This window comes from Iningainema tapete BLCC-T55, assembly GCF_014698965.1.
GTDB classification, from domain to species: domain Bacteria; phylum Cyanobacteriota; class Cyanobacteriia; order Cyanobacteriales; family Nostocaceae; genus Iningainema; species Iningainema tapete.
This window is the reverse complement of sequence record NZ_JACXAE010000104.1, coordinates 1-25,456: the sequence shown is the minus strand read 5'-3', so window position 1 is coordinate 25,456 and position 25,456 is coordinate 1. Positions and strand designations below refer to the sequence as shown.

The window sequence follows — 25,456 nt, the reverse complement described above, 5'->3', positions numbered from 1 at the left end:
AATGGCAAAGAATTGGGCGCTTGTTATTGGGATTAATCAGTACGATTTCTTGCAACCGCTGAACTATGCTAAACGTGATGCACAGTTAATGCAGGAATTTCTTGACAAGGAAATCGGCTTTGAGAAGGTTTTCTTCTTCTCTGATGACTCGCCTCCTGTTAATGGTAAATTAACTTGTCCTAATCGTTCTAATTTGCGACAAGTACTATTAGGGCTATTTGAAAAAACTGATCCACCTAAAATGGGAGCAGGAGATAACTTTTGGTTTTTCTTCAGCGGACATGGGATACGCTACAATGACCGTGATTATCTTATGCCTTCTGATGGTAATCCAAGAGACATTGAAGATACTGCAATTTCAATTAACTTTATTACTGACCGCCTACGTCGTTGTGGTGCTGATAACGTTGTCCTAATTCTAGATGCTTGTCGCAATCAAGGTACACGGGGCGAAGGAATTGGGCGACAAACGGAAGAAATGGCACGTACTACAGGGGTGATCAGCATTTTTTCTTGTAGTCCTAATGAATATTCTTATGAAATCGATGCACTACAACAAGGTGCTTTTACCCGTGCATTACTGGATGGTTTAGGGATTCAAGGTCAATGTGCTACAGTTGAGCGATTGAACCAATATCTTAGCCATAGAGTGCCAGAATTGGTTCGTCAGCATAAAAATGCTCGACAAACACCTTACATGATTGTTGAGCCTATAAACAAATCTCACTTAATTCTTGTACCAAAATACGCAACGTTAGCAGATATCGCTACCCTCAAAATAGATGCTTACCGTGCGAAAGAAGAAAATGACATCGATTTAGCAGAACAGTTATGGATTCGAGTGCTGGCGGCGGCTTATGGTCAAGATATGGAAGCAATAAGAGCGCTTCAAAGAATTCATCAGTTTCGCCATTCTCAGCCTCCATTGAGTTCTGCTAATCTTTCCCAAACAGTAGAGAGTGGGGATAAATCTAAGTCAATCACTTCTGCATCTACAAGTCAGCTAGAGAATGTTCAGTCGTCGCAAATAGAAGAAGAATTTAGAAAACAGGTCGAAGAATCTCGTACTCAACATTTATATACTGAGCTTGAATACTTTTTGAAGGTTAAAAACTGGCGAGAAGCTGATATTAAAACAACCCAACTCATGCTTAATATCGCTAAAAGAGAAGAACAAGGATATTTAGATTATGACAGCATTAATAGTTTTTCTTGTCCGCACCTGACAAGAATAGACCAACTTTGGGTTAGCAATTCAAACCAACGTTTCGGTTTTAGTGTGCAAAAGGAAATATGGATACAAACAGGAAATAGGCTGGGTATAAGACCAGAAAAGTGGGATAACAAAGATTTTGAAAACTATAAAAGGTTTTCTCGTGCAGTTGGATGGTATGATGACCAGGTAGGAGTCAATGAAACAGGGTCGAGCAGTGGCTTTGTGAGTTACGAGGGACTTTTATCGCGGATAAAAAAAGACCCGTTATTATCTCCCAGAGGGAGCCTCCCAAAAAATTTGGCGCATGACTACAGCGTTTCAAATCAAGGGGTTCTTTTCTCGGACTGCGATTTGCTTGCAGCCCAGGAGTGGAAAGACGATAAGCCAGATACAATAGCGTTGGTAGTCCCACAACCATCTGATGACCTCAGTTCCGAAAAAAACATAGACTACACTCGACTACGCGACTTGTTAGCTGCTAGAAATTGGAAAGATGCCGACTATGAAACTTATTTAGTCATGCTCAAAGTTGTAGGTCGTAAGGAAGGTGATTGGATTAGGGATGAAGAACTGTTAAATTTTCCTTGCACCGACCTACGCACCATAGACAATTTGTGGGTAAAATACAGCAATGGACGTTTTGGCTTTAGCGTTCAGAAGAAAATTTACCTTGAAATCGGCGGTGTACCCGACGGCAAACGGGACGAAGAAGCCTGGGAAAAGTTTGGCGATCACGTTGGATGGAGAATGAACGGAAGCTGGATTAACTACAGACAAGTAACTTTTGATACCATATCCCTAGTGGGACACCTCCCCATTCCAGGCATCGATGTCGGATATTCACATATTATCCGTATTGTTGGAAGCTCGTATGTGGTGCGTAGTGGATTCTCTTCTCTCGCGTCCAGACTTGTAAAGTGTAACCTGTAGTGCGATTCGTTGGCTAGAAACCATTTATAGTAAGGATTTGGAGATTAGCCGCTTAGGGAAAGGGAAAAATCCCCACAACCAAGACAACTGTACAATCATATAGGTGAGGCAATTTTAGCCAAGTACACAACCGCTTCTTTCAGCGGTGACACCGTATCCCCCAGCCCACCAGACTAGTTATCAAAGAGTTGGAGCAGGGCTAAAAGGAGGTAATTCGGAACCGAACCGAAAATCCCTTCAAGCATGAGTTTATGGGTAAGAATAGTGAACCATCCTTAACTGGAAAAATGCAGTTGAACACAGCCACGCCAAATATACCCCATCCTTGCAGTTGCTCTCGACTGACGAGAGCAACTGCACGTTCAAAGTTGCCCTATGAAGAGCGATTGCACTTCCCTCTCCTAACCCGACTCTTCTTGCTCAGGGTTTCGAGATAAGGATTGTGCTGTTGATTCACTTTGGTTTGATATAAGCTGTTCTAAAGTGACATTGGTTAACCATTCTGGTAAACTTTCAGATTGTTGTGTAATTTTTCTGTTTTCAATAGTTAGTTTTCTTTGATGTCCAAGATTTGTTGAGTTGTCAAATATAATAGCATGATCTGCTAGTTGAAGTGCAATTGGTAGATTTGTCAGACTGCATCATTTTGATATATGTATTACCGGATAATGTTGTTTCAACAGCAAAGCTCTGATTGTTTTTCAGGTAGTCACGTGCAAGTCGAAGTGCTTGTTTACCTGCTGCTACTGCCACAGATTCTGGACTGGAAGGGTTAATTTTTCCAGCTTCGGCATCTGGATCAATTATCGGTGCATCTAAATTTGATTGAATATAACGTGTTAGCGTGCTTTTACCTGAACCATTGGGACCTGCAATAATAGTTAGTTTAGGTGCTGATTGACTATTCATTTTTATGATTTTTCTAGGAAAAAGAAAACAAGAATCTGATTTCTTTTTCTAACTTATATACTTATTTTATTCTAGTTTATTAATAATTTCTATTCCTTAATTCGTGTATTTATACTCAAAACGTTCTCCAAGGCTTGTTTCCATGATTAACTTATTGTCTTCTTCATAGAAAACAGGATTCCCTTTTGCTTTATGTTCACTAATTTCTCGTTGAACTCCTGCTTGAGCATTTGCTTCTATCAGCTTTGCCCAATTAGTCCAGGAGTGATTCAATTTTGACATAGGAGAATTCTCGTGGCTCATCTCTATTTCATAGAACAATTCTACTTTTATTATCTAGTGTTAACATTGTGATGTGTGCAAGTGCAAGAATTTTTTTTGCGCAGCAACAAGCAACAAATATTCCTTTAAACCAATAGAAGAGTGGCGAAGAGAGAGATATAGTCTAGGCAAAAAAAGTTTATTTATCTAAAAATGGTGTCGTACACCTGGTTAACGCACCCGAAGAAATCTGCCCCCCGATATTCGGGGGGTTGGGGGGTTAATCGTCAAGTTGCCCCAAGCGACGAATATTGAGAATGTCGCTTAATTTTTTGATTTGGGTGAAAACTTGTTCTAATTGCGCACGATCGCGTAAATCTATGCCCAATTCCATCAAAGCTGGTTGACCAATAGCCGTTTTGACGTTAGCATGGCGGACATTAATGCCTTGGTCACTTAAACGTGATAGAATATCTTTAAGTATGCCTACGCGATCCAAAGCCTCTATTTGGATATTCACTGGGTAAGTCTGGGGATGACTACTACTTTCGCTAGTGGGATTCCACATCACCGGTACTAGGCGATCGCACTCCACACTTTCCAGATTATGACACCCTTGGCGGTGAATAGAAATCCCCCTACCTCTAGTCACTACACCAATAATTCCTTCTCCGGGGATCGGGGTACAACACCCCGCCAGATGATACAGTAACCCTTCTACACCAAAAATCGGCGAATCGCTAGAGCGTGAAGGAAAGGGAATTACCTTACCTGTAGATTGCTCTTTTGTCGGTATTTGCGGCGTGGCAGCAGGTTGCTCTACCTTAACTACTTCTCGCCAACGGTTAATTACTAAATTCAGCGTTACCTCACCATAACCCAAAGCGGCAAGCAAATCTTCCACAGAATGATAATTACATCGTTCTGCTACAGACTGCATCGGTTCCGATTTGAGCAAACTTTCAAAACCTGTTTTTCCAAGTTCTTTTTCCAATAACTCCCGCCCACGTGCCACATTTTCTTCGCGACGACTTCGCTTGTACCACTGTTTAATCCTGTTTTTTGCCGCTGAAGTTTTGACAAAATTTAACCAATCTAGACTCGGATGGCTATTTTTGTGCCGAATAATCTCAACAATATCGCCATTTTGTAGTCGTGTTGACAGCGGTACCATCCTTCCATTTACCCGCGCACCCGCACATTGGTTTCCTACTTCCGTATGAATACGGTAAGCAAAATCCACAGTTGTTGAACCGGGACTCAAGGCAACTAAATCCCCCTTAGGGGTGAAGATATAAACATCATCTTCAAATAAATTATCTTTAATACTCTCTAAGTATTCCTGAGCGTCCTTAAGATCGTTTTGCCACTCTAGTAACTGTCGTAACCACGAAAACTTTTCATCTGCCGTATTGAAATGAACAATCTGAGAACCCCCAGATTCTTTATATTTCCAGTGTGCCGCAATGCCATACTCGGCAACGTGGTGCATTTCGACAGTACGAATTTGTACTTCTAAAGGACGTCCCCAAGGTCCAATTACGCCTGTGTGTAAAGATTGGTAACGATTAGGCTTTGGTAATCCAATATAATCTTTAAATCTACCAGGAATTGGACGGAAAGCATCATGAACCAATGCCAAAGCGCGATAACACTCTTCATTAGTTTTAACCAAAATCCTTAGAGCCGCCAAATCATAAATTTCGTGAAACTCTTTATTTTGCCGTTGCATCTTTTGGTAAATACTGTAAAGATGCTTGGGACGCCCACTAATTTCTAGGCATTGAATACCCGATTCTACCAGTCTTGAGTGCAAACTTTCGGAAACTTTAGTTAATCTCTCTTCTCGCGAAGTTCTTTTTTCGGCAACATAATGCTGAATTTGACGGTAAGCTTCTGGTTCTAGGTACTTAAAAGCTAGATCTTCCAATTCCCACTTAATCCGCCAGATCCCTAACCGATTAGCCAAGGGAGCAAAAATTTCTCTTGTTTCCAAAGCAATGCTACGACGTTTGTGTTCTGGCAGATGTTCGAGAGTGCGCATATTGTGCAAGCGATCTGCTAATTTGACTACAATTACGCGAATATCTTGCGCCATCGCCAGAAACATCCGGCGGAAGTTTTCTGCTTGGCTTTCAGTTTTGCTTTTAAAATTAATTTTGGAAAGTTTAGTAACACCTTCCACCAGCAGCCGTACTTCTTTGCCAAAGAGCCGCTCTATTTCTTCAATTGTAATATCTGTATCTTCAACTACATCGTGGAGAAATCCAGCTGCTATCATAGCTGGACTGCCACCTAAATCTCGCAGCATCCCGGCGACTGCTACAGGATGGCAAATGTATGGTTCTCCTGATTTACGATACTGACCTTTATGCAACTGGTAGGCAAACTGAAATGCCTTTAGAATTAAAGTTGTGTCATTATGCCTTCGCTCATCTTGTGGTGCAACGCTAGAAGCTGAAGCATTAAAGCAATTTTGCAGCCATTCCGGAAGGTTAATATCAATTGAAGAATCTATAACAGTGGTGCTTATCATAGAACTGGGGCTGGAGGTGATCGGTCGAGTGGTTTAGGAAGTAGAGGACATCGGCAGGTAAACAATTTTCTAGCAGTTGTAGTGTCCGTGATGGATATTACCATCGCCGCCAACAGAGGCTGTTGTTGACACAAGCTAGGATTTGTCGTGTGAAGGTCATTCCCAAAAAACTATGCTTAGAATCAACCTATGTTGGTTTTAAACATCATCATGCTGGAAAATGACGTCAGACAAACACATCCTCAAGTTGGATTTGAGGAGTGTAAATCTAAAAAAAAGTTGAAAATACTCTATTAAGATCGAAAATTTTCTTGACATACATAGTATCTTAATCAGCACTGAATGTCTCTAAGTAGCGAAAATTATCACGTATTTGCAATATTAATTGACGAATTACGTGAATATGTCAACAAAAGCACACATAATGCAGCAGAACTGCGACAGCGTTTGGCGTCATTACAACAGTTCTTTCAGCAACAAATTGTGCCTTTGAACAATGAAGCTGACAGCTATCCTCAGAGTAGGATACAGTCTTATCAAACAGAGATCAGCAAGCAACTACGGTTATTGGAAATAGACGTTATGTTTTTCCAAGGAGCGCGGCAAGCTTCTACTGCTCAACATCGACTTAATGCCATCAGCGATCGCTTGACAACTCTTACTGAATACTGTAAGGCAATAATGCCACAGGATTCACAAGATAATGAAAATCTGGCTAATGGCTAATGGCTAATGGTAAAAAATCACAATTAACAATTAACAATTAGCAATTTACCACTCCCCAATTATGAGTGACCCTTTACTTTGTATAGAAAATTTAAGAGTTGCATATTCTCATCATAGCGATGAAGAAGACCAATGGGCAGTAAATAATGTGTCTTTTACCCTGCATAGAGGTGAAAGAATGGGATTGGTAGGAGAGTCAGGCTGCGGTAAATCGACATTGGGAAGAGCCGCAATGCGTTTACTACCATCTTCTACTCGCATTGAAGGAAGGGTGACATTTCAAGGACAATCAGTATTTGAGATGATCCCCAGTCAGTTGCGTTCGTTTCGTGGAGAAGCAGTGGCGCTGATATTTCAAGATCCCATGACACGCCTCGATCCCCTCATGACGATTGGCAACCACTGTTTAGAAACTCTCAAGGCGCATTCACCAGAGTTATCAACACGCAAAGCAAAAGAAAAAGCAATTGCCACTTTAGAAAAAGTTAAAATTCCTGCTACTCGCTGGAATCAGTATCCCCATGAATTTAGCGGTGGAATGCGGCAAAGGGTAGCAATTGCCCTAGCTTTGCTACTCAACCCCAAGCTAATTGTTGCTGATGAACCTACCACTAGCTTAGATGTCACCGTTTCCGCTCAGATTTTGCAGGAATTAACACGCCTTTGTAGTGCAGAAAATATGGCGCTGCTACTGATTTCTCACGATTTGGCAATGGTGGGGGAGTATTGCGATCGCATTGGTGTAATGTACTCTGGCAAGATGGTAGAAACTGGTTTATCCCAAACAGTATTCCAGCAACCCCAACATGAATACACTCGCTCCCTGCTGCAAGCCGCGTTACATATTCAAGCTTCGGGAGCAGGGCAATCCCCAATCTCCAATCCCCAATCCCCAATCCCCAATCCCCAATCCCCAATTCTGCGTGTTACAGACTTAAAGCAGTACTACACAATCGAACCCAACTTAGTACAGCGACTCTTAAAACAGCAAACAGAAACAGTTAAAGCTGTCGATGGCATTAACTTGGAACTTTATCAAGGGGAAATTCTGGGATTAGTTGGGGAATCTGGTTGCGGTAAGAGTACACTATCACGCACAATATTGCAACTAATTCGTCCGACAGGCGGCAAGGTTGAGTTTTTGGGTAAGGATTTAACTACGCTTTCTCACCCAGAAATACGTGCTTCAAGAAGGCAAATGCAAATGGTGTTTCAAGATCCCCATGCGTGTCTCAATCCAGCTATGACAGTAGGGCAGAGTATCGCCGATCCCCTACTTATACATCACTTGGCAGATGCAGCTAAGGCAAAGCAAGAGGTGCTGTGGATGCTGGAAAAAGTGGGGTTAAATCCACCATTAGTTTATTATCAACGTTATCCATCAGATTTGTCGGGAGGGCAGCAGCAAAGAGTGGCGATCGCTCGTGCTTTGATTACTCGTCCCAAACTGGTAATATGTGATGAACCTGTAAGTATGTTAGACGCTAGCGTACAGTCACAGGTATTAGATTTGATGTTGGCTTTAAAAGCGGAGTTTGATTTAACGTACTTATTTATTACTCACGATCTTTGGTTGGCGAGGTTTTTGTGCGATCGTATTGCCGTCATGAATGGTGGTAAGATAGTTGAGATAGGTGTGACAAAAGAGATTTTTGCCAATCCTCAACACCCTTACACTCAAACCCTATTATCAGCTGCACCGCTGTTAGCTAGAGCATAAATTAGTGCTAACGCAGCGGAGTTGCAGTAAGTGTAGGTTGCGGCTGTGATTGCTTATTTTGCTGTGTCAACACCGGGTGTCTAAATTGAAACCACCAAGCGAAGAAAGCTAAGACAACAATTGCAAAAACTAAACTTCCCGAACCATCTTTGTTACTTTCTTCTGATTTGGATAAGCTACACTTGAACCCACAAGATAGACACTCGTAGTTGCCATCTCCATGCTCAACTATTGTTCGTTTGCCGCATTTGGGACAATCTGGTGCTTCCATAATAAGTTTCTCATTAAAAACAAGAGTACTTCTACGGATAACAACAGAAGCGTTTGTTTAAATTCCACAAAGAATGACAAAGTTTTTGTCTATTTATATCTGAAGATAGATAATTCAGATCAACTTTGAGCGCACCTTAGGTTCGGGAATTGAACGCCCTAGCTCTTTTGCCGTCTCCACCCAATGCTGCATCACGACTTCTGCGTTTTGTATTGCTTCAAGATAAGTCTCCCCATCAGCAACACACCCAGGTAATTCTGGTACTTGAGCAATAAACGCTTGGTCTTCTTCGCTCCAATAGAGAATTATCTCATAGTGAAGCATGATATTAACCTCCTATCTTGTATTTGAGCAGCACTGTACGGACAAGTTTTACTTGATAGCTTTTAGCTTTTCCTTTCTTGGGTTGTAGATTCAAGATTTCCTCAACACCTTTTTTGGTAAAGATGTAGTATCCGGCAACCAGCCGTTCATCAAAACCCAAATTACATAGAAGTTGCCATACTTGAGCAAAGGGTATGTCGGTATCAGATGCTCCCGACAAGATTTTAGCAAGGAGTTTGTCTTGCTGATTCACGATTTATAAGTAACATTCTTTAACTGTGCTACCTTATCCTACCAAAATCAAAATTTTTTTCTTGTAAAATACATACCATAATACTTAAATATTATCAAATTAATTATTAAGTTAAGATAAATTAGGCTAATTCCGTCATCCTATAGCAGTCCTAAATAATTCACGATCACCGAGAAACCCGGTTTCTTTAAGAAACCGGGTTTCTGATAGTGTTTGTGATTTATAATTTATAATTAATATTATGATTAAACTTCACTAGTTAAGTATATAGTTTTTGAATTTTACCATTAACTAATTAAATTGTTATTTGTTATATTTTGTCTAAAAAACATCCACTTTTGCATATAGATCATAGCCCTTCACAAATCGTTTTCAACGTTTGACGCAACCAACTATTTGCGGGATCTTTATCAGCTAGTTTACTCCACAACATTGAAACTGCCCAAGGTTCTGTTTGAACTGGAAGTTCAAATATTTCCAGACAATGCAAACTCGCAAACCGTGCAGCTACACGATAGGGGATTGCGGCAATTAAGTCATTTTTGGCAATGATGGCTGGAAGCACGAGCATATGCGGAATTGTAATGGCGATGCGACGCTGCAAATCGAGTCGAGCTAAAGCTTTATCAATTTCACCAGTTGCGTCTCGTCGCAGCGTTACTAGTGCATGGGGTAGACTGGCAAAGGTTTCTACAAACATTGAGCCATTGATAATTGCAGGATGTCCTTTACGCGCAATTCCAACGAAGTGTTCTTGAAATAGAGGAGTATTGTTTGTATGTAGGGGTGGATTGGGAAACACTCCAAGTGCAATATCAATTGTACCTCGCTCTAACAATTCCCCTACACTGTCTTTCTCATACCCAATTAAACGAAAATTTAACCCTGATGCCTTCTGACTACAAAACTCAAGCATTGGTGGAATTACCACGTAGCTCGTGTAGTCTGGACTACCCATCGTAAAACTACGTTGTGAAGAAACTGGATCAAATACCTGGCTGGACTTAATCGTATGCCTAATCAGCTCAAGAGCGGCAAGAATTTCTGAGGCAATTTCTAATGCTTTGCTTGTTGGTTGCATTTCTTTGCCAATCCGAATAAATAACTCATCTTCAAACACTGTTCTCAGCCTTCCCAGTGCTGCACTCATTGCAGGCTGCCCAAGATGAAGCCGTTTGGCTGCACCAGTAACGCTGCGTTCCTCAAATAAGGCTTCAAACGCGACGAGCAAATTGAGATCGATCGCGCTCATATCAATCGATTTCATTGATGTTTAATATCTATATAATCAATTTGATTAATTACTAGTATATTGTTAGACTGCTAGTGAAAATACACTACTTGTAAAAATCGGCTATGCCAAAGCTGTTTGTAATTGTAGGAATGGGAGAGGGCGTTGGATTGGCAGTTTCCCGTCGATTTGCTCGAGAGGGATTTGCGATCGCTATGATTGCCCGTAACGAAGTCAAATTAAAGGATTTTAAAGATACCTTACGCGCCGAAGGGTATGAAGCTGAGTATTTCATCGCCGATGCTGGAAGCGAAGAATCTTCTCGTTTGGCAATCGCATCCATTCAGAAACAGTTGGGCGCTCCAGAGGTACTCGTTTACAACGCAGCGATTCCCAAAATGGAAAACGTACTCAATGAAACTGTAGAAAGCTTGACAAATGACTTTAAAGTTAATGTTGCGGGAGCGCTAGTGGCAACTAAGGAAGTATTGCCTGCCATGAAAGCCCAAGGTAAAGGAACAATTTTGTTCACAGGTGGTGGGTTTTCGATGTATCCCAGTCCTGACTTTGCTTCCCTCTCAATTGGTAAAGCAGGCATTAGAAGTCTAGCTAAAATGCTGGCTGATGCACTCAAGAGTGATGGTATTCGCGTTGGAACTGTTACTATCTGTGGGACTGTAAGTTCTTTTGATCCAAAATACAATCCCGAAAGCATTGCGGAAAACTATTGGGCTTTTCATACAGCCAAAGAGTCTGATTCAGAAATTGTTTACTGATACTAGTGGAGGAATAAGCATCATGACTGAACTTGAAAACCAAAACTTAGCGATCGCTCGCACTTTTGTAGAACAATTTTTGGGCAAAGGCGACATGAGCGTTGCTGAACAAGTGTTAGATGAAAATGTACAAGCAATTACCGGATTGAAGCCGACAGGACCTATAGATGGACTAAATGAGTACAAGCAAGTGTTCAGTGCGTTTTATGATGCATTTCCACCCATTCCTGATTCGGAGATAATGGTTGAAGATATTTTTGCTGCAGGCGATCGCGTTGTTGTTAGGTTTCGATCACTTCAGAAGCATACAAAAGAGTTTTTTGGTGTTGCTGCAACTAATCGAGTAATTACACTGATTGAGACTCATGTGATGCGGTTGCGCGAGCAAAAGATTGTTGAAAATGTAGTTAGTGCAACGAATCTAGAGTTTGAGATGTTAATGGCTCCAGTTCTCACACCATTAATTCTCAAATAGATAACTAATGCTAGTCCTACAAAATACCACAAAATACGATCTGTCGGGTTGCCACTCGTTACACCATTAATTAGTGCAATCAACCTAGCACTAGACACTCATAGTTGCCAGATGTTCCCGAAAAGATTTTAGCAAGGAGTTTGTCTTGCTAAATCTTGCCAATTGCGGCAAAACATGATTATTGGGGAAGCTACCAAACGATTATCTACTGATTTGAGAGCAATATATCCTGATGTTCCTTGGCAACAAATAGTAGGGTTTCGTGATGTACTAATTCACGATTATTTGAAAGTAAATCTGAATCAAGTATGGGGAGTCATTGAGCTAAGCTTACCAGAACTAAAGGCAACTGTTGAAGAAATTTTGCAGGGTATGGGGTAATGTGCAACGCTAGGTTTTGTGCGTTTCACTTGCACGCATTCATAAGAATTTAGGAGAAACTTGTGATTCTAGAAGTTGCCATTTTAAACGTTAGAGAAGGAATGTGTGATGAGTTTGAAATAGCCTTCAAACGTGCTTCAGGTATCATCGCTTCAATGCCAGGTTACTGTTCACATGAATTACAAAGATGTGTGGAAGTTAGTACACGTTACATTTTACTTGTGCGTTGGCAAACTTTAGAAGATCATACTGTAGGATTTCGGCAGTCACAAGAGTATCAAGAATGGAAGCAACTACTGCATCACTTCTACGATCCGTTTCCAGAAGTAGAACATTATTATTTAGTTTCCTCAATTTGAACTAGCTTTGCTCGGATTCTTGTTGTAAGCTTTGGTACGATCGCAAATATTCAAGAATCAGCAACCGTAAGTAATCTAGCATTTGAATATAAGCTTTCATTTGCCCGTATTCACCATCGGTTCCGAAGTAAAATTGGGCAATAGTAGGAACATCAAAGACTTGCATAGTTTGCAATCTTTCAATTGCCTCCTGTTCATTTTCAATCCTATTCCGTGCTTGAATTTGACTTGCATAGCCTCTGATATCGACCGTTAACAGTTCGATTTCCTCTAAAACAGTAAATTCTTCATCAACAGTATGAAATAGAGAAGCAATTTTTTTGCGCTCTTCTTTGGTGTTTTTATAATCTACAGTTAACTGCTGTAACAGATGAGCGATGTAGTTTCTCGTGACTTCATTGTGAGTATTAAGCGTCGCTTTAGTCATCATTATTAACCCCATAAGTGACTATTTTTTCAATACCAAGTTTATCTGATCTTACAATTAAATATTCATTTCCTTTTCGATAGACTGCTGAACCATCTTGACGATATCCAGTTTTTGGAACTCGTACTGCTCTCTTTTTATTAAAGTTATGGGCTTTACGTAAGTATTTCAATGGGTCAAATTCTTTTCTTAAAGCATGGTCTAAAATATTATGAGCCACACTAATGTATGTAGAAGCACCCCACTCAGCAATGTGTAGTTCTATCTCTCTAACTTCTTCCTTAGTGTATCCTTCACATAGTTGGGCTAAAAAGGGATCTACAGGAGGCTCTTCCGACATTAGTTTTTCACTCCAGTTGGCTAAGTAGTTATTACAGGTAATTGAGAAATGCTATAGTATAGTTTTTAACTTTTGGATTGTTTTATCTAACTAAATCTTCAACACAAATCTCAGAGATACTTTATTCTCAAATATTACTTATTGAATATTCACAAACAACAAATTTTTATTATATAGTTCTTCTAAAATTTTGTATTCTATCATAATTAAAAAATTATTTTGTTGACATAATTCGTTAAGCTGTTCATCAATATTACTATCACTTTTATACTTGACTGTCTGATTAGTCTCAATTGTGCTATAAAGACAAAATATTTCTTTTTTAATAGCTTTCCACATTTTTTCATTCATCATAAAAAATCTTGAATGTTGATTTATAAAGTTAATTTCCTTAGTTAATAACTTATCAATTTCTTCACTGTAAGCACTTATTTGAACTAACTTTAAATCCACTTCTTCAAATAGCTTTTTCCGAAGTTTACTGTCTTTCTCCAAATCTTTCTTTGCTAGTAATGATTTTACGGCTTCATAAACTTCTTCTCGTGAAAAAAGTTGAGATATTTTTTCAGGTAATACTTTTTGTCTATAGAAAAATACATCCTGTGTCATATGTTTATTTCCCTGTTACTTGCTTGATGTAATTAACTAATGACTGCAAATCACCAACTTTTTCTAGGCTTATCAAAAGTTTATTAACTTGCTCACAGTCATAATATTTTATATCTATGCTTGGAAAATTATTCTGTAAGTCCTTGAGAATCTTTATAGATTCAGTGTCAATATAATTAACAGGGAATACATAACGATAACCACTTGGAAGATTTCCTCTCTCCCAACGCTGTTTCAGTTTTTTAATTGATTGTTTTAAATAAGATGCATCAAAATATCCTCCTATATTATTAGGAGAAGTTTTGCACTCATATATGTAATTGCCTTTTTCAAAAAACTTGGATTCCATATTGTCAAACTTACTTTCTGGTTTATCATCTGTATACTACATATAATTTAAGCTGCTAACTTGCGGCGGAAGTGTGCTTTCACTTCATATTCTTTACCTAACTTACTCTTAGCAACATACCCCTTAATAGCAATAATCTTACCTTCCATCAAACCTGTAATCAATTCATCTGCCTTATTAGATAAAGCCACAAAATCAGTTGCCGGTTCATTATCGTTCAAATTATCTACGTAATCTATACCCGGCTTCATTCCAAACTGATTCATTAAATCCTTCAATATAGATTTAAAAGTTATATCAATAACTTTTCCTTTTTGAAAAGGATTCATCTTACTAAAATCAGGTAAATAGTTAAGAGCTGTACCTAGTGCATTTTTATTTCGCTAATTGAAAAAGATAACATGCTGATTAACGCTTGAAATGAGGAAATATTTTGATACAAACAAATATTAGCATCATTAGTAAAAAAACAAACTAAGCAATATTGCTTAATTTGTAAATTACAATATTTATCTAATTTTCAGTGACAATCCTCACTGCACCGCCTCTGATACCGATAACCGTAAACCCAGGCGGATGCTGTTGTAAACCTTCTACCAACGGGTAAACTTGCAAAAACACGTTCAATTGTTTCATTTATACCTCAAAATTTTATCTGTATTTCTTTTTAAGAATGATATTAAGTCCGCAAAGACTTAGTAGACAATTGCACTTCGTAGCGGTATGCTTGTCCCAAGCTGAATGCAGCGAAGCGGAGTGTTCGCGATCGCAAAGCGTCTTGTTCGCGCAGCGTCTCCAACTGGAGTTGAGAAGAATCCCAGATGCTTCGCTTCAAAGGGGGTTACGCTCAGCATGACACATTACGTTACGAATTTATGCAATTCAGTACTTAGTTGTTCCTGTCATATTCCACCTTGCCGTAATCTAGTTTAATTATTCTGTCTGCTAGATGAAAATAGCGATCGTCATGGCTAATAGCCAGCACAGTTTTGCCTCTTTGTCTAAGTTCTGGTAATATTTGTTTGTAAAAGATATCCCGAAAAACAGGATCTTGATCGGATGCCCATTCATCAAAAAGATAAATTGGGCGATCTTCTAAATACGCTGTTAATAAAGCAAGACGTTTGCGCTGTCCTTGAGATAATGCAGTGGTAGAAAGTATACCATCTTTAACTTGAACTTTGCGCTCTAAATGCAACTTTTGTAGATATTCCTGTGCTTGGGTATCTAAGTTCTGATTACCAACACCTAAAAGGCGCTCAAATAGGTAAAAATCAGAGAAAACCACTGAGAAATGTTGGCGATACCACTCGCGATTTTCATCGGTAATCTGCTTGCTATGTAAGCGAATTTCCCCTACTTCGGGAACGTACAACCCTGTAATAAGTTTGGCGAAGGTAGATTTACCACTACCGTTACCGCCAACGATAAATATTAGTTGCCCTGGATGAAATGTTAAATTTATTTCCCCCAAAGTAAAGGTGCTGTCTTCTTGTTCACCTTTGTACGTATAAAGGACTTGGTTAAGCTCTAATGCAGTCCACTCGATAGAAGTGAACGGCTGTTCGTCCTTATAGGTAATAGGGGAATATTCTTTTTGACTAGCTAAAGCTAATCCCATTCTTTCTATTTTTTCCAATGCAACACTGGCTCTAAATAACTGTGGCAGTCTAACTAAAATATTTCTAAAAGGGGTTAATAAATAAGCAATAGTCAAAATATAGGCTGATAGCAGTGATGGTGTCACTGATACCAATTGCGGTAGTGCAAACAATAAAAAGCCGACAATGGTGAAAAATAGTAATTGCCCCCATCCATCACCGATCGCAAAAGTTCTCAAGGCAGCAGTATTATATTGACGAGACGCAGCCGCACTCACTTGTAATTCCTCAGCAAAAAAAGCCTCGCGACGTTCCGCATGTAATTTAAGTTCCTTGATCCCATCAGTAATAGTACGAAAATGCTTGAATAATTGATCTTCTTGTTCACGAGCTAAGGAAAGAAATTGTTTAGCTTTGTTAAGTAAAAATTGAATACTGGCGATCGCCACAATCATAAACACTAGACTAAAAACAAACGCTAAACCAGACAACCAACAAAGATAAACCAAGCATCCCAAAATAATCGCAATGTCAATACAAAGGCTGGGAAGTACGAAGATAGCACCAGACAGCGCCTGTACATCCTCTGTCAAAGTTGCCAACAGACGGTTTGTGCCAAGTTCTTCCAAATGTTGTAAGGGAGAAGACAAAATCCCTCTGCTTAAGCGTAACCGCAAGTTGTAAACAGCATCCTGAACAAGGTTAATCAAAAAAAATTGGGAGATGATGATAGTAACCAGCGCAATTAATGCCAGTCCCACAAAGTACCACAAAAGATGATCTGTTGAATTACCACTTGTTACACCATTAATTAGTGCAATCAATCTAGCACTAGCAGCACCACTGACTAATCCTGTCAACACAGCAATAGCAACAGTTTTCCCCGAAGCTCGCAACAGCAGCCAGATTAAATTCATACCAATCCTATGGAATCATTACTTACTAAGATAGTAATGCCATAACAATCTTGTAGCCAGTGCTCTCCAAGGACGCCAGATTTGTGCGATCGCTTCAAGTTCCGCAGGCTTTGGTCTATATTCTAATTGTTTCACCTTTTGTACTGCCACCGCAAGTCCCAAATCACCTTTCGGGAAACTATCTGGACGCCTTAATGCCATTAATAAGTATATATCTACCGTCCAGTCTCCAATCCCCTTCATTTTTTTGAGGGTAGTACGCACATCCTCATCATCCATACTACTCAAGCTAGCCAAATCAAGCTGCCCCACCACAATTGACTGTGCCAGCAAACTTGTATAAAGAGCTTTCTGCCGACTAAATCCTATAGCCCTCAACTGTACATCATCAAGAGTGAGAAATTGCTCTGGCGTAATTGGTGATATCACAGCTTGTAGACGAGCAAAAACTGCTTTCGCTGAAGCAAGAGAAACTTGTTGTTCCAAAATGATTTGTAGCAGTGTCGCAAAACCCGGTTCACGCACCCACAAAGGAGGAGAACCATAAGCCTCTAAAATTTTAGCAAGGTCAGAATCTTGTGCAGCAAGAAAACTCAAACCGTCAGCAAGACTCTCCTGTGTCAATTGTTGTAACACTGCTATCAATTGGGTAATAATTACGAATTACGAATTATTTTGACTGTTCCCTTAACAACACCTTAAGCCGTTGATTATCCTCAGCAGCAATCGTCTCACCATAATGATGGAGTTGAAAAAGCTGGCAATAACGGTTTTGTTTACCACAAAGCAAACAGCCATAAGCATGATTACCATTAGTACCACACAACCGATGACCCATCACAGGACCAAGAGAAATATTTTGCTCCGCAGCGACAGTGTTGAGAATTGAACGTACTCGTGACTCAAACTCAAATGATAAAGGTTGCTTAACTCCGGGTTGGGAAGGATTCCATGTCGGAACAATTAATTCTTGCTTTAACAAAATTGCTTCAATTTCAAAAGACATAACCAACCCAGACAGAATGACATGATGCGACACATGAGGCAATAATGTCCTAGTTAATTCCCACATTAACGCTTCATCAAACCACTCTTCAACTAGTGGGCGTAAATACCAACAGCACGGAATGTTCAGTTCAACCAAATCTTTAAGTAATTGTACTCTTCCTTGAATGGAGGCTTGTTCATAACCAGCTTTTAGCGGTGCTAGACTGACAAATACTGTGGGGCGCAGTGAATGCTCCCGCTCCAAAGTGGCTTTCAATCGCTCCAAAAAGGATTTACCAGGATGAACTTTAGTGGTAATGTAAACCATATTGGTAGCTTTACGCTCAATTAGTGCGTCCAAGATCGACAGCACACGTTCTTTATGCGCCTTGATGAAAGGATCTGAGTAGTCGCATAAAGAAATCGGAAAGCCGCTTTGTCCCTCTTTCGTGGCAAATATGTAGTCAAGCAAAATCTCAAGCAAGTCAGTCGGCGTATTTGCGGATTTAAACTTTTCTGGATAATGATGCCACTCGCTATCTTGGTGACAAACACAATAGGCACATTCGATTGGACAACGGTTTTGCTCATCTGGTAAAAATGGGTTGAGGCTGAAGTACTTAACCGCACGCTCTTCATCTGGCATCCCCAGTACTGGAAAGCCATTCAACATATACTGGCTAGAGAGTAAAGTAATTTGATGAGAAGTAGTTTGATTTTTCATACTTAATATAAGTAATTTTAAATACAGCTTTTTGTGAGCGCCAATGTGCTGTATCTAACATGACTTATGTTGAACGTGAGTTACAATGAGGAATATACTACAGTTATTTTACGTTTATTTACTTAAAAGTTTGTTAATATTTAGACAATTTATCAGAAATTAATGAGTGTATGTAATGGAAAGTGCTGTATGGGCGTGGCTGATAACTAAATTTAATTAATTTATTCAGTGAATTTCCCTAACAAAATCTGGTAGATTAGTGGCGTGCTGTTTTGTCTTATGTTCTGACTTTCAAATTTCCAAAAACCGAGTTTATAGTCGTCAAGAGGCAGTAAGGGCGTAATGGACATCTTGTTTTTACACGGTGAAGAGAGTCAAAACATCATCGGATGTTATGCTGATATCGAAGGTTTTGCGGCGGTTGTACTCAAAGTATTTCACGATAATAGTAGATATGAAATCATTGATTGCTTCTTGAGACGCCGACTTGAGTTACAGTCAATAGCTGAGGATTTGATAGAGCTAGCCAATATTCATCAAATAAAATATTGGTTGGGAAATGCGATCGCATCTTCTGTCTATAATGGCGGTACACTCAAGAAGAATTATGAAATTCCTGTTGAGATTCAATGGGAGACTAATGAAATTAAGGTTGAGAAACTTTTGTTTTTAACCGAGTGTTATCTCAACGAAGATAGGTTGAAGATATCTGTTGATGTTGATGATGTCATAGATAAGGAATTACGATATTTCGATTTACAGCGATATTTGGAAAACGGTAGAGCTAGTCACAGATTGTTCGCATTTTTTCATGCGATTAATGGTGCTAATCCCATTACTCCATCTTGGGCTAATTAACTTACACTAAATCTGTGTTCTCTACCTATATATCTTGTAGAGAGGTTACATGTAACGTCTCTACATTAAACCTAACTACCCTTTACCTACAATAGTGAATGCTGCCCAGTAGTATGGGTGATTGTAGGGCTTTTGCTCTGGTGGCATTTTACTACTTCTATACAATTCAGTTGCTAAATGTGCTTTGATTCTTGATCCTTCGTAGGGAAGTTGATTTAGTAAATCTTCATACCATTGTTTAAGTTCACTCGCTGTCACTTCTCTTAACCAATTGGTTGCTTCATGTAAAGCAGATGCTGGTGATTGACTTTGTTTGAGGTGTTGGTAAAATTTTATCACTACTAATGCACTAGCAACTGATTCTACATACCATAAGGTACTGAGTACAGTGGGCGTTCCATGTAAGAGAAAACCATGAACTAAACTTACGTATTCTGTAGCGATCGCTCCGCTATATGATATAGCATTTGTACAGGCAGAGAGTGTAACTAAGTCATAATTTGTAATTTGTTGTGCGCAGATTTCTGCTAGTGTTAGTTTGTCTTCACCTGCTAATGCTAGCTTTGATTGTTGAGGATAATTTAAATAGTTAATTACATGTCCAGTGAAGTGAAATATATTGTAAGTACTACATAAAGCATTTTCTATCTGTTTTTTAGTGGCTTGTGTTCCTTGAATACGTTTAGTATTTTTGAACATTTGACTGATGGCAACGGATTCCAGTTTAGCAAACTTTAATGTCGGATAAGCTGTACTGTGAGGGTTTTCAACAGTTAGTAGTGCTGAGGTATCAATTTGCAGCTTTTTGTGAGATTTTAGAGATAGTCCAATTGTCGCACTTGGTAAATAGGTAATTTTGAAACTATGGTTGCTATGTGCAGTTGAGAGATGAAAAAGGGCATGGAGTGGTAATCTATGTAAGTCGCGATGGGGTATTACAATCAGTTCTGTAATGTCTTCTAATTCCTGGATAATTACGGGAATGTTGAGGATATTTTTTAGGTTTAATAATCTTTGCTCCATGTGTATTTGCCAGGAATGACTACTTTTATTTTGTTTATCTTCAGAGAGATTGCTGTATTCCTGGTATTGTTGATTCCACTCTTCTAGCCAATCTTCAAATACTACTAAGCGTTCGACTGCTTCAGGTAGAGGTGTTTCTTCAATTGTTGCTACATTTAACACAGGTGTAAAGATGGGAATTGGTTCTGGAGAATTGTGCTTGAGAATAAATGTACGTAGGGCGTAAGGGCTGATATGCCAATATACAATCGCAGTTGTGGGCGTAAGTAGTTTTTGAATTGAGGTATAACTAGGTATGTAAATTTCTTCCCAATTAAAAAGAAGCCAAGTTAAACAAGCATTTTTACTTTGCTCGGCAATTTCTAAGGAATGTGCTATTTCTCCTGTTTGCACTGCTATGTCAACTGCTAATTGCCCAAAACCTGCAAATTTCAAAGCCAGTTGTTTTTTGCTTTCTTCAGAGTGATTTACCTCATTTAATAAACTATTTAATAAGTTTGTGGCAGATGTTTGTGAGGTGATTGCTTTGTTTGTTTGCCCTAAACCTAAGTATACTTTGATCAGGTTTTGCAAAACCTCAAGGTGTAAAATTGGAAAATCTTTAGATGTCAGGGTTGTAAGTGCCTGATGATATTCAGCTATTGCTTGATGCCAGTAATGGTAAGGTGTAGGATGTCTTTTGCCGCTATCATAGTAGATATTACCTATTGCTAAATGTAATCTACCCCAACCTTCTGGCTGAGTGTCTTGAGAAACATATTTTAATCCTTCTTCATAGCTTATCTGCTTCCCATAATAGCCGCGTTCATCTAAAGCTGGATTGGTTGCTGTATTGTTTGTTAAATAAGTTAAATTTGTATCATATGCAATTGCTTTTTCTGCTGCATTACCTCTGGCTATCCAAGCTTCCCAGTAATCTAGTTTGAGAGACAAAGCTTGATCGTAAGAGGCAATTGCTTCTTCAAATCTTTCTAAATAAAATAGGGCAACACCTCGATTGTACCAAGCTAAGTGAAATTCGGGATTGATTTCTACAGCTTTATCATAGCAGGCGATCGCTTCTTCACGTCGTCCCAAGTTTTCTAGTGCTACTGCTGAGTTGAACCAACCTAAGTATAATTCTGGGTTGATTAAAAGTGCTGAGTTCCAAGATACAATTGCTTCTTCCCAAAGTCCTAAATTTGCTTGTAATACACCTATATCTATCCATACTTCATGATAATCTGGTTTGATTTCTATGGCTTGGGTATAACATTGAATTGCTTCTTCATTCCGTCCTAATTTTTCTAGCGTACTTCCTGTTGTATACCAAATTTCGTAGTTACTAGGGTTAATTTCTAATGCTTGATTTAAAGACGCTATTCCATCTTCAAATCTTCCTAAATTGCATAGTTCTACACCTCTATTGTACCAAGCTAAGTCAAAGTCTGGTAATATTTCTATTGCTCTATCGTAAGAAGCGATCGCGTCGTCTATTTCTCCGATACTAGCTAGTACTATTCCTCGCTGATACCAGTTTTCCTGATCTTCTGGTTGGATGAGCAGAGCTTGTTCGTAACTAGATATTGCTGCTAATGGACTGCCGGCATTTAACAATGCCCAACCTCGTATTGACCAAGCTTCATGGTAATTAAACTTAATTTCTATTGCTTGGTCGAAGCAATATATGGCATCTTCAAACTGCTTTGATTCTAAGAGCGCTGCGCCTCGATTATACCATGCTTTGTAAAAGTCCGGTTTAATATTAATGGCTCTGTCGTAGGAAGCGATCGCTTCTGGCAAATTACCTAAATAAAATAGTGTTAAGCCTCGATTAAACCAGTATTCGTATTGTTCAGGATTTATTTCTATAGCTTTGTTATATGATACTATTGCTCCTAATAAATTGCCAGTTTTAGCTTGTTGAAGACCTTGGTAAAACCATGTTTGTGCTTGTTCAAGCGGAGAAAGTATTTGATTGGGAGTGGGCTTCACCAATTCAGTAGCAAGCTGCTGAGCTAAACTGGTACTTTGTTCTAACCTGACTAACAACTCATCTATCCGCTCAGCTACATGTGGATGCAAGTCCAACAATTCAGTGTTTACCTGATCAGATACTTGTTCTATACTTGCTTCACCCACTACCCACGTCTGCTCATCACTTGTATATTCTACTACATCATCTGTAGTGTTCTCTAGTTCTATACTTTGATTTACTAGAGTGGTGTGCGCGTCAGAAGGGGTATATTCGATGGAAGTTGCAGGAGCAGTAATTGTTTGATGTTCCTGCTGTACTGGTTCGTCTAAATTATCGATTCCCTTTGCTTGTGCAGGAGCAAGCGATTTCGTTTCTATTTCTGGTTGCGCTGATTCTGGTGGTGTCAATTCCAACACTTTTGTCGTAGTTGTAGTTACAGCGTTGAGACGTTCTTGTTCCCAACCAGGTTCGCCTAAATTCCGAGTTAATAATCCTGTGCCAATTTCATAGGCAAGTTCTCCAATTGTCCCAATACCCAGTTCACCTAGCTGTACCATCCGTGTTGCTAACTGATTATTAGGTGCAGGGGAAAGTAATAATTTCTCGCCAAAGTCTAGAAGCCATTCTATCCACCGCTGATTGTTAATCCGGTTTTCCATGCGTTCTAGGTACTTTTGCGCCCACTGTTGTCCTCGTCCCTGATGCACGCCTTCTAGAAGTTGAGTAAATAAAAATTCCAGATCTGCGTTTGTCAGCTCGGGTAGCGATTGTACAACTTGATTGGACGCTACACGGTGGTAGGACTGTTTCCGCTTCCTACCAAAGAAGCGCTTAAATAACCATTTAAGGCAATGTACTAGCCACTTGAGCATTTTGGACACTCTTGGATGTTGTTCATCCTAAATTTTAGGGGTATAGCGATCGTTGTGTTAAAATATTATCAATTACGTAATACTAGTTGATTGATATTAGCTGGTTTTGACGCTCATTAACTGGCTCTGTTGGCTGCTCTTTAAATTTTTTGATAATTGGGATGCCATTGCAAGCAGTAATTTTCTAAGATTCTAGCTACAGTATCCGCTAGTTTGCCAAAGGCAGCATATAACAATATGCTCAGCACTACTACATCTGTTTGCAAAAATTCTCTGGCGTTCATTGCCATGTAACCAATTCCAGAATCAGCCCCAATTGTCTCCGCTACAATGAGCGTCAACCACATAATCCCTAAAGAATAGCGCACACCAACCAGAATAGAAGACAATGCCCCAGGAAGAACGATTTGCCAAAACAACCCCCAAGTGTTTAATCCGTAGACTTTTCCCATCTCAATTAATCCAGAGTCAACATTACGAATGCCATGAAAAGTATTTAAATAGATGGGAAACATCACACCTAGAGATATCAAGAATATACGAGAAGTATCTCCAATGCCAAACCATAAAATAACTAGTGGTATCAAAGCTAAATTGGGAATATTACGCAGCATTTGAATAGAAGTATCGAACAACTTTTCGGCTAGGGTAGAAATACCATTGAGCAAACCTAACGCAAAGCCAATACTTCCCCCAATCAAGAAACCTGCGATCGCTCTTGCCGCGCTAATGCCAATATTGCGTCCAAGTGCACCACTATTGGCTAATTTTAGCGCTGCATTTATCACTTCCAATGGCGCAGGCAAGATTCTATTGGGAATCCAACCCATAGAAGAAAATAACTGCCATAACAGAACTATTAGCAGAGGTACAGCCCAGGGAAGCAACGACTGAATGTAGCGCTCCTTGATATTTAATTTTAATTTGTGCTTCATATAACATTTTTTAAGTGATTTTATCAAATTTTTCCACTGATTGATTCATTATTGTATATAAAAAATACTAAAATTAAGCTAACCTTGATTCTGGGTTCTCAAATTGGAGTACAGAGCTTGTGGGGTGGGTATCCTTGCCCGCCCTTGAAATGGAAGGGAGCTTAGCAGCCCATTCCCACAAGAAAAAAGTATTACCTCATTGAAACGAAAATTACTATAGCTAAAATGCGGTAAAATCTTTAATCAAGGTTTTGCCGTCAACTTTTTCGGAGTAAAAGTTGCATATTCTTGTGGTGTTAACACAGCTTGTTTAATATCTACTCGCTGAGGTAACATACCAATCTCATAATACATATCAGCAATTTTCTGCTGTCTAGCAATAACGTCATCAGTAATTGGCAGTATTCCTGGGTCGTATTTACTAATAATCTTTTCTAAATTAGGAATATCTATGATTAGTTCGTCGGCAATTAATTCAGCAAATTTTCGGGGATTTTCTCTAGACCAAGCTTCAGCTTTTTGCACTTCTTCTAAAAAAAGTTTAATAAATTCTCGACGTTGCTGAGCAAATTTTCGAGAAGTCATATAAAAATTTCCAATATCTTTTAGCCCTTCACCATCTTTGAGAATACGACCATTTTTTTTTGCTTCTGTTAGGGTGATAAATGGCTCCCAAATTACCCAAGCATCTACTTGCTCCCGACTAAAAGCTATGTTTGCATCTGCTGGTGCAAGATAAACAGGTATAACGTCACTCAACTTTAGTCCTGCTTGAGCCAATCCTTTAACTAAAGTGTATTGAACTGCTGACGCTTTTGGTAAAGTTATTTTCTTACCTTTTAACTCAGGTATATTTTTGATAGAAGAATTATAAGGAACTAAAAAGGCAACAGATTTAGGATTAGGGTTTGTGGTTGCCAGGTAAACTACAGGAATGCCAGCAGCTTGAGCAAAGATTGAAGGTGACTCGCCGGCAAAAGTTATATCAAGATTTCCTGTATTTACGGCTTCCATTTGTTGTGGTCCGCCGGGAAACTCCAGCCATTTTACAGAATAACCTTTAGCTGCCATGTTCTGTGCGAAAGTGCTTTGCTTTCTCAAAACAGCTAAAGGTCCAATTTTTGAAGAAATAACTCGTACTTCTATTTTTGAATTGTTATCTTTTCCACTACAACTTAACAAAGTAAGAAGGCAGAGGATAAGGAAGGTAAAGCGGAGATGACCAAATACAGAAGGATAAAACTTTCTATGTTTTTTAAAAATAGAAACCATTTTGCCTTCTACCGCATCTCTGATTGCAAGTAAATCTTTTAATCTATGCATAATACTTTATTCACAAGTTTATGCAGAGATTACCATAGATTTAAGCAAATTACCTCTATCGCTTTACCACCTTAACTTGAAATTCTAGTCCTGGCACTGAGCTATTTTGGCAGTCGGCAACCCGACAACTATCGTGGCCGCTGCAGCGTTTCACCTCTGAGTTCGG

The 25,456-nt window shown here is 39.2% G+C and carries 28 protein-coding genes; 8 read left to right on the top strand and 20 right to left on the bottom strand.

Going from position 1 to position 25,456, the window contains the following annotated elements; translation table 11 throughout:
* Window position 1 precedes the first annotated feature (1 nt).
* The gene (locus tag ICL16_RS47480; protein ID WP_337907186.1) at window positions 2–2,146 is read left to right on the top strand and encodes a GUN4 domain-containing protein; all 2,145 of its coding nucleotides are present in this window, start codon (window positions 2–4) and stop codon (window positions 2,144–2,146) included.
* Between the two features lie 582 nt (window positions 2,147–2,728).
* Here the strand turns inward: ICL16_RS47480 and ICL16_RS45040 are convergent.
* The 3 genes from ICL16_RS45040 to ICL16_RS34465 form a co-directional block, all read right to left on the bottom strand.
* A complete protein-coding gene (locus tag ICL16_RS45040) occupies window positions 2,729–3,055 on the bottom strand; it encodes an AAA family ATPase (protein WP_202895868.1) in 327 nt (108 codons plus the stop codon).
* A gap of 96 nt (window positions 3,056–3,151) precedes the next feature.
* The gene (locus ICL16_RS34470) at window positions 3,152–3,337 is read right to left on the bottom strand and encodes a hypothetical protein (protein ID WP_190836091.1); all 186 of its coding nucleotides are present in this window, start codon (window positions 3,335–3,337) and stop codon (window positions 3,152–3,154) included.
* Window positions 3,338–3,596: 259 nt separating this feature from the next.
* On the bottom strand, window positions 3,597–5,852 hold the full coding sequence (locus ICL16_RS34465; RefSeq protein WP_202895867.1) for a RelA/SpoT family protein: 2,256 nt from the start codon (window positions 5,850–5,852) through the stop codon (window positions 3,597–3,599).
* 342 nt (window positions 5,853–6,194) lie between these two features.
* Between ICL16_RS34465 and patD the strand changes: the two genes are divergently transcribed.
* On the top strand, window positions 6,195–6,578 hold the full coding sequence (gene patD / locus ICL16_RS34460) for a heterocyst frequency control protein PatD (protein ID WP_190836090.1): 384 nt from the start codon (window positions 6,195–6,197) through the stop codon (window positions 6,576–6,578).
* Window positions 6,579–6,639: 61 nt separating this feature from the next.
* Window positions 6,640–8,298 (top strand): dipeptide ABC transporter ATP-binding protein, encoded by a 1,659-nt coding sequence (locus ICL16_RS34455; protein ID WP_190836089.1) that lies wholly within the window; start codon window positions 6,640–6,642, stop codon window positions 8,296–8,298.
* Between the two features lie 7 nt (window positions 8,299–8,305).
* On the opposite strand, the gene ICL16_RS34450 is transcribed toward ICL16_RS34455, so the two are convergent.
* The 4 genes from ICL16_RS34450 to ICL16_RS34435 form a co-directional block, all read right to left on the bottom strand.
* Window positions 8,306–8,569: a hypothetical protein gene (locus tag ICL16_RS34450; protein WP_190836088.1), complete on the bottom strand. Its 264-nt coding sequence runs from the start codon at window positions 8,567–8,569 to the stop codon at window positions 8,306–8,308.
* 114 nt (window positions 8,570–8,683) lie between these two features.
* Window positions 8,684–8,896, bottom strand: coding sequence for a type II toxin-antitoxin system HicB family antitoxin (locus ICL16_RS34445; RefSeq protein WP_190836129.1), 213 nt, complete (start codon window positions 8,894–8,896; stop codon window positions 8,684–8,686).
* 1 nt (window position 8,897) lies between these two features.
* Window positions 8,898–9,146 (bottom strand): type II toxin-antitoxin system HicA family toxin, encoded by a 249-nt coding sequence (locus ICL16_RS34440; protein WP_190836087.1) that lies wholly within the window; start codon window positions 9,144–9,146, stop codon window positions 8,898–8,900.
* Between the two features lie 349 nt (window positions 9,147–9,495).
* On the bottom strand, window positions 9,496–10,413 hold the full coding sequence (locus tag ICL16_RS34435) for a LysR family transcriptional regulator (RefSeq protein WP_190836086.1): 918 nt from the start codon (window positions 10,411–10,413) through the stop codon (window positions 9,496–9,498).
* Between the two features lie 89 nt (window positions 10,414–10,502).
* Between ICL16_RS34435 and ICL16_RS34430 the strand changes: the two genes are divergently transcribed.
* The 4 genes from ICL16_RS34430 (at window position 10,503) to ICL16_RS34415 (ending at window position 12,368) form a co-directional block, all read left to right on the top strand.
* Complete coding sequence (locus ICL16_RS34430; protein ID WP_190836085.1) at window positions 10,503–11,153, top strand: SDR family NAD(P)-dependent oxidoreductase; 651 nt, start codon at window positions 10,503–10,505, stop codon at window positions 11,151–11,153.
* A gap of 22 nt (window positions 11,154–11,175) precedes the next feature.
* On the top strand, window positions 11,176–11,628 hold the full coding sequence (locus tag ICL16_RS34425; protein WP_190836084.1) for an ester cyclase: 453 nt from the start codon (window positions 11,176–11,178) through the stop codon (window positions 11,626–11,628).
* A gap of 174 nt (window positions 11,629–11,802) precedes the next feature.
* Window positions 11,803–12,009 (top strand): HepT-like ribonuclease domain-containing protein, encoded by a 207-nt coding sequence (locus ICL16_RS34420; protein WP_190836083.1) that lies wholly within the window; start codon window positions 11,803–11,805, stop codon window positions 12,007–12,009.
* Window positions 12,010–12,071: 62 nt separating this feature from the next.
* A complete protein-coding gene (locus ICL16_RS34415) occupies window positions 12,072–12,368 on the top strand; it encodes an antibiotic biosynthesis monooxygenase (protein WP_190836082.1) in 297 nt (98 codons plus the stop codon).
* A gap of 1 nt (window position 12,369) precedes the next feature.
* On the opposite strand, the gene ICL16_RS34410 is transcribed toward ICL16_RS34415, so the two are convergent.
* The 10 genes from ICL16_RS34410 to ICL16_RS34370 all read right to left on the bottom strand — a co-directional run bounded on the left by ICL16_RS34410 (window position 12,370) and on the right by ICL16_RS34370 (window position 18,322).
* Window positions 12,370–12,798: a hypothetical protein gene (locus ICL16_RS34410; protein WP_337907185.1), complete on the bottom strand. Its 429-nt coding sequence runs from the start codon at window positions 12,796–12,798 to the stop codon at window positions 12,370–12,372.
* Window positions 12,788–13,135: a hypothetical protein gene (locus tag ICL16_RS34405; protein WP_190836081.1), complete on the bottom strand. Its 348-nt coding sequence runs from the start codon at window positions 13,133–13,135 to the stop codon at window positions 12,788–12,790. Before ICL16_RS34405 ends, ICL16_RS34410 begins: the two co-directional genes overlap by 11 nt.
* 138 nt (window positions 13,136–13,273) lie before the next feature.
* Window positions 13,274–13,744, bottom strand: coding sequence for a hypothetical protein (locus ICL16_RS34400; protein WP_190836080.1), 471 nt, complete (start codon window positions 13,742–13,744; stop codon window positions 13,274–13,276).
* A 4-nt stretch (window positions 13,745–13,748) separates the two neighbouring features.
* On the bottom strand, window positions 13,749–14,093 hold the full coding sequence (locus ICL16_RS34395) for a hypothetical protein (RefSeq protein WP_190836079.1): 345 nt from the start codon (window positions 14,091–14,093) through the stop codon (window positions 13,749–13,751).
* Window positions 14,094–14,140: 47 nt separating this feature from the next.
* The gene (locus ICL16_RS34390; RefSeq protein ID WP_190836078.1) at window positions 14,141–14,422 is read right to left on the bottom strand and encodes a hypothetical protein; all 282 of its coding nucleotides are present in this window, start codon (window positions 14,420–14,422) and stop codon (window positions 14,141–14,143) included.
* A gap of 184 nt (window positions 14,423–14,606) precedes the next feature.
* On the bottom strand, window positions 14,607–14,729 hold the full coding sequence (locus tag ICL16_RS47015; protein ID WP_273039896.1) for a hypothetical protein: 123 nt from the start codon (window positions 14,727–14,729) through the stop codon (window positions 14,607–14,609).
* A 43-nt stretch (window positions 14,730–14,772) separates the two neighbouring features.
* Window positions 14,773–14,928 (bottom strand): hypothetical protein, encoded by a 156-nt coding sequence (locus ICL16_RS34385; protein ID WP_190836077.1) that lies wholly within the window; start codon window positions 14,926–14,928, stop codon window positions 14,773–14,775.
* A 54-nt stretch (window positions 14,929–14,982) separates the two neighbouring features.
* Complete coding sequence (locus tag ICL16_RS34380) at window positions 14,983–16,611, bottom strand: cyclic peptide export ABC transporter (protein WP_190836076.1); 1,629 nt, start codon at window positions 16,609–16,611, stop codon at window positions 14,983–14,985.
* Window positions 16,612–16,629: 18 nt separating this feature from the next.
* On the bottom strand, window positions 16,630–17,253 hold the full coding sequence (locus tag ICL16_RS34375; RefSeq protein WP_190836127.1) for a DNA-3-methyladenine glycosylase 2 family protein: 624 nt from the start codon (window positions 17,251–17,253) through the stop codon (window positions 16,630–16,632).
* Between the two features lie 28 nt (window positions 17,254–17,281).
* Complete coding sequence (locus ICL16_RS34370) at window positions 17,282–18,322, bottom strand: hypothetical protein (protein WP_190836075.1); 1,041 nt, start codon at window positions 18,320–18,322, stop codon at window positions 17,282–17,284.
* Between the two features lie 342 nt (window positions 18,323–18,664).
* Between ICL16_RS34370 and ICL16_RS34365 the strand changes: the two genes are divergently transcribed.
* On the top strand, window positions 18,665–19,180 hold the full coding sequence (locus ICL16_RS34365; RefSeq protein WP_190836074.1) for a hypothetical protein: 516 nt from the start codon (window positions 18,665–18,667) through the stop codon (window positions 19,178–19,180).
* A 75-nt stretch (window positions 19,181–19,255) separates the two neighbouring features.
* Here the strand turns inward: ICL16_RS34365 and ICL16_RS34360 are convergent, their stop codons facing one another.
* The 3 genes from ICL16_RS34360 to ICL16_RS34350 all read right to left on the bottom strand — a co-directional run bounded on the left by ICL16_RS34360 (window position 19,256) and on the right by ICL16_RS34350 (window position 25,290).
* Window positions 19,256–23,032, bottom strand: coding sequence for a CHAT domain-containing protein (locus ICL16_RS34360; RefSeq protein WP_190836073.1), 3,777 nt, complete (start codon window positions 23,030–23,032; stop codon window positions 19,256–19,258).
* A 140-nt stretch (window positions 23,033–23,172) separates the two neighbouring features.
* Window positions 23,173–23,967: an aliphatic sulfonate ABC transporter permease SsuC gene (gene ssuC, locus ICL16_RS34355; RefSeq protein WP_190836072.1), complete on the bottom strand. Its 795-nt coding sequence runs from the start codon at window positions 23,965–23,967 to the stop codon at window positions 23,173–23,175.
* Window positions 23,968–24,210: 243 nt separating this feature from the next.
* Window positions 24,211–25,290, bottom strand: a complete 1,080-nt coding sequence (locus ICL16_RS34350; RefSeq protein WP_190836071.1) for an aliphatic sulfonate ABC transporter substrate-binding protein — start codon at window positions 25,288–25,290, stop codon at window positions 24,211–24,213.
* Window positions 25,291–25,456: the final 166 nt, after the last annotated feature.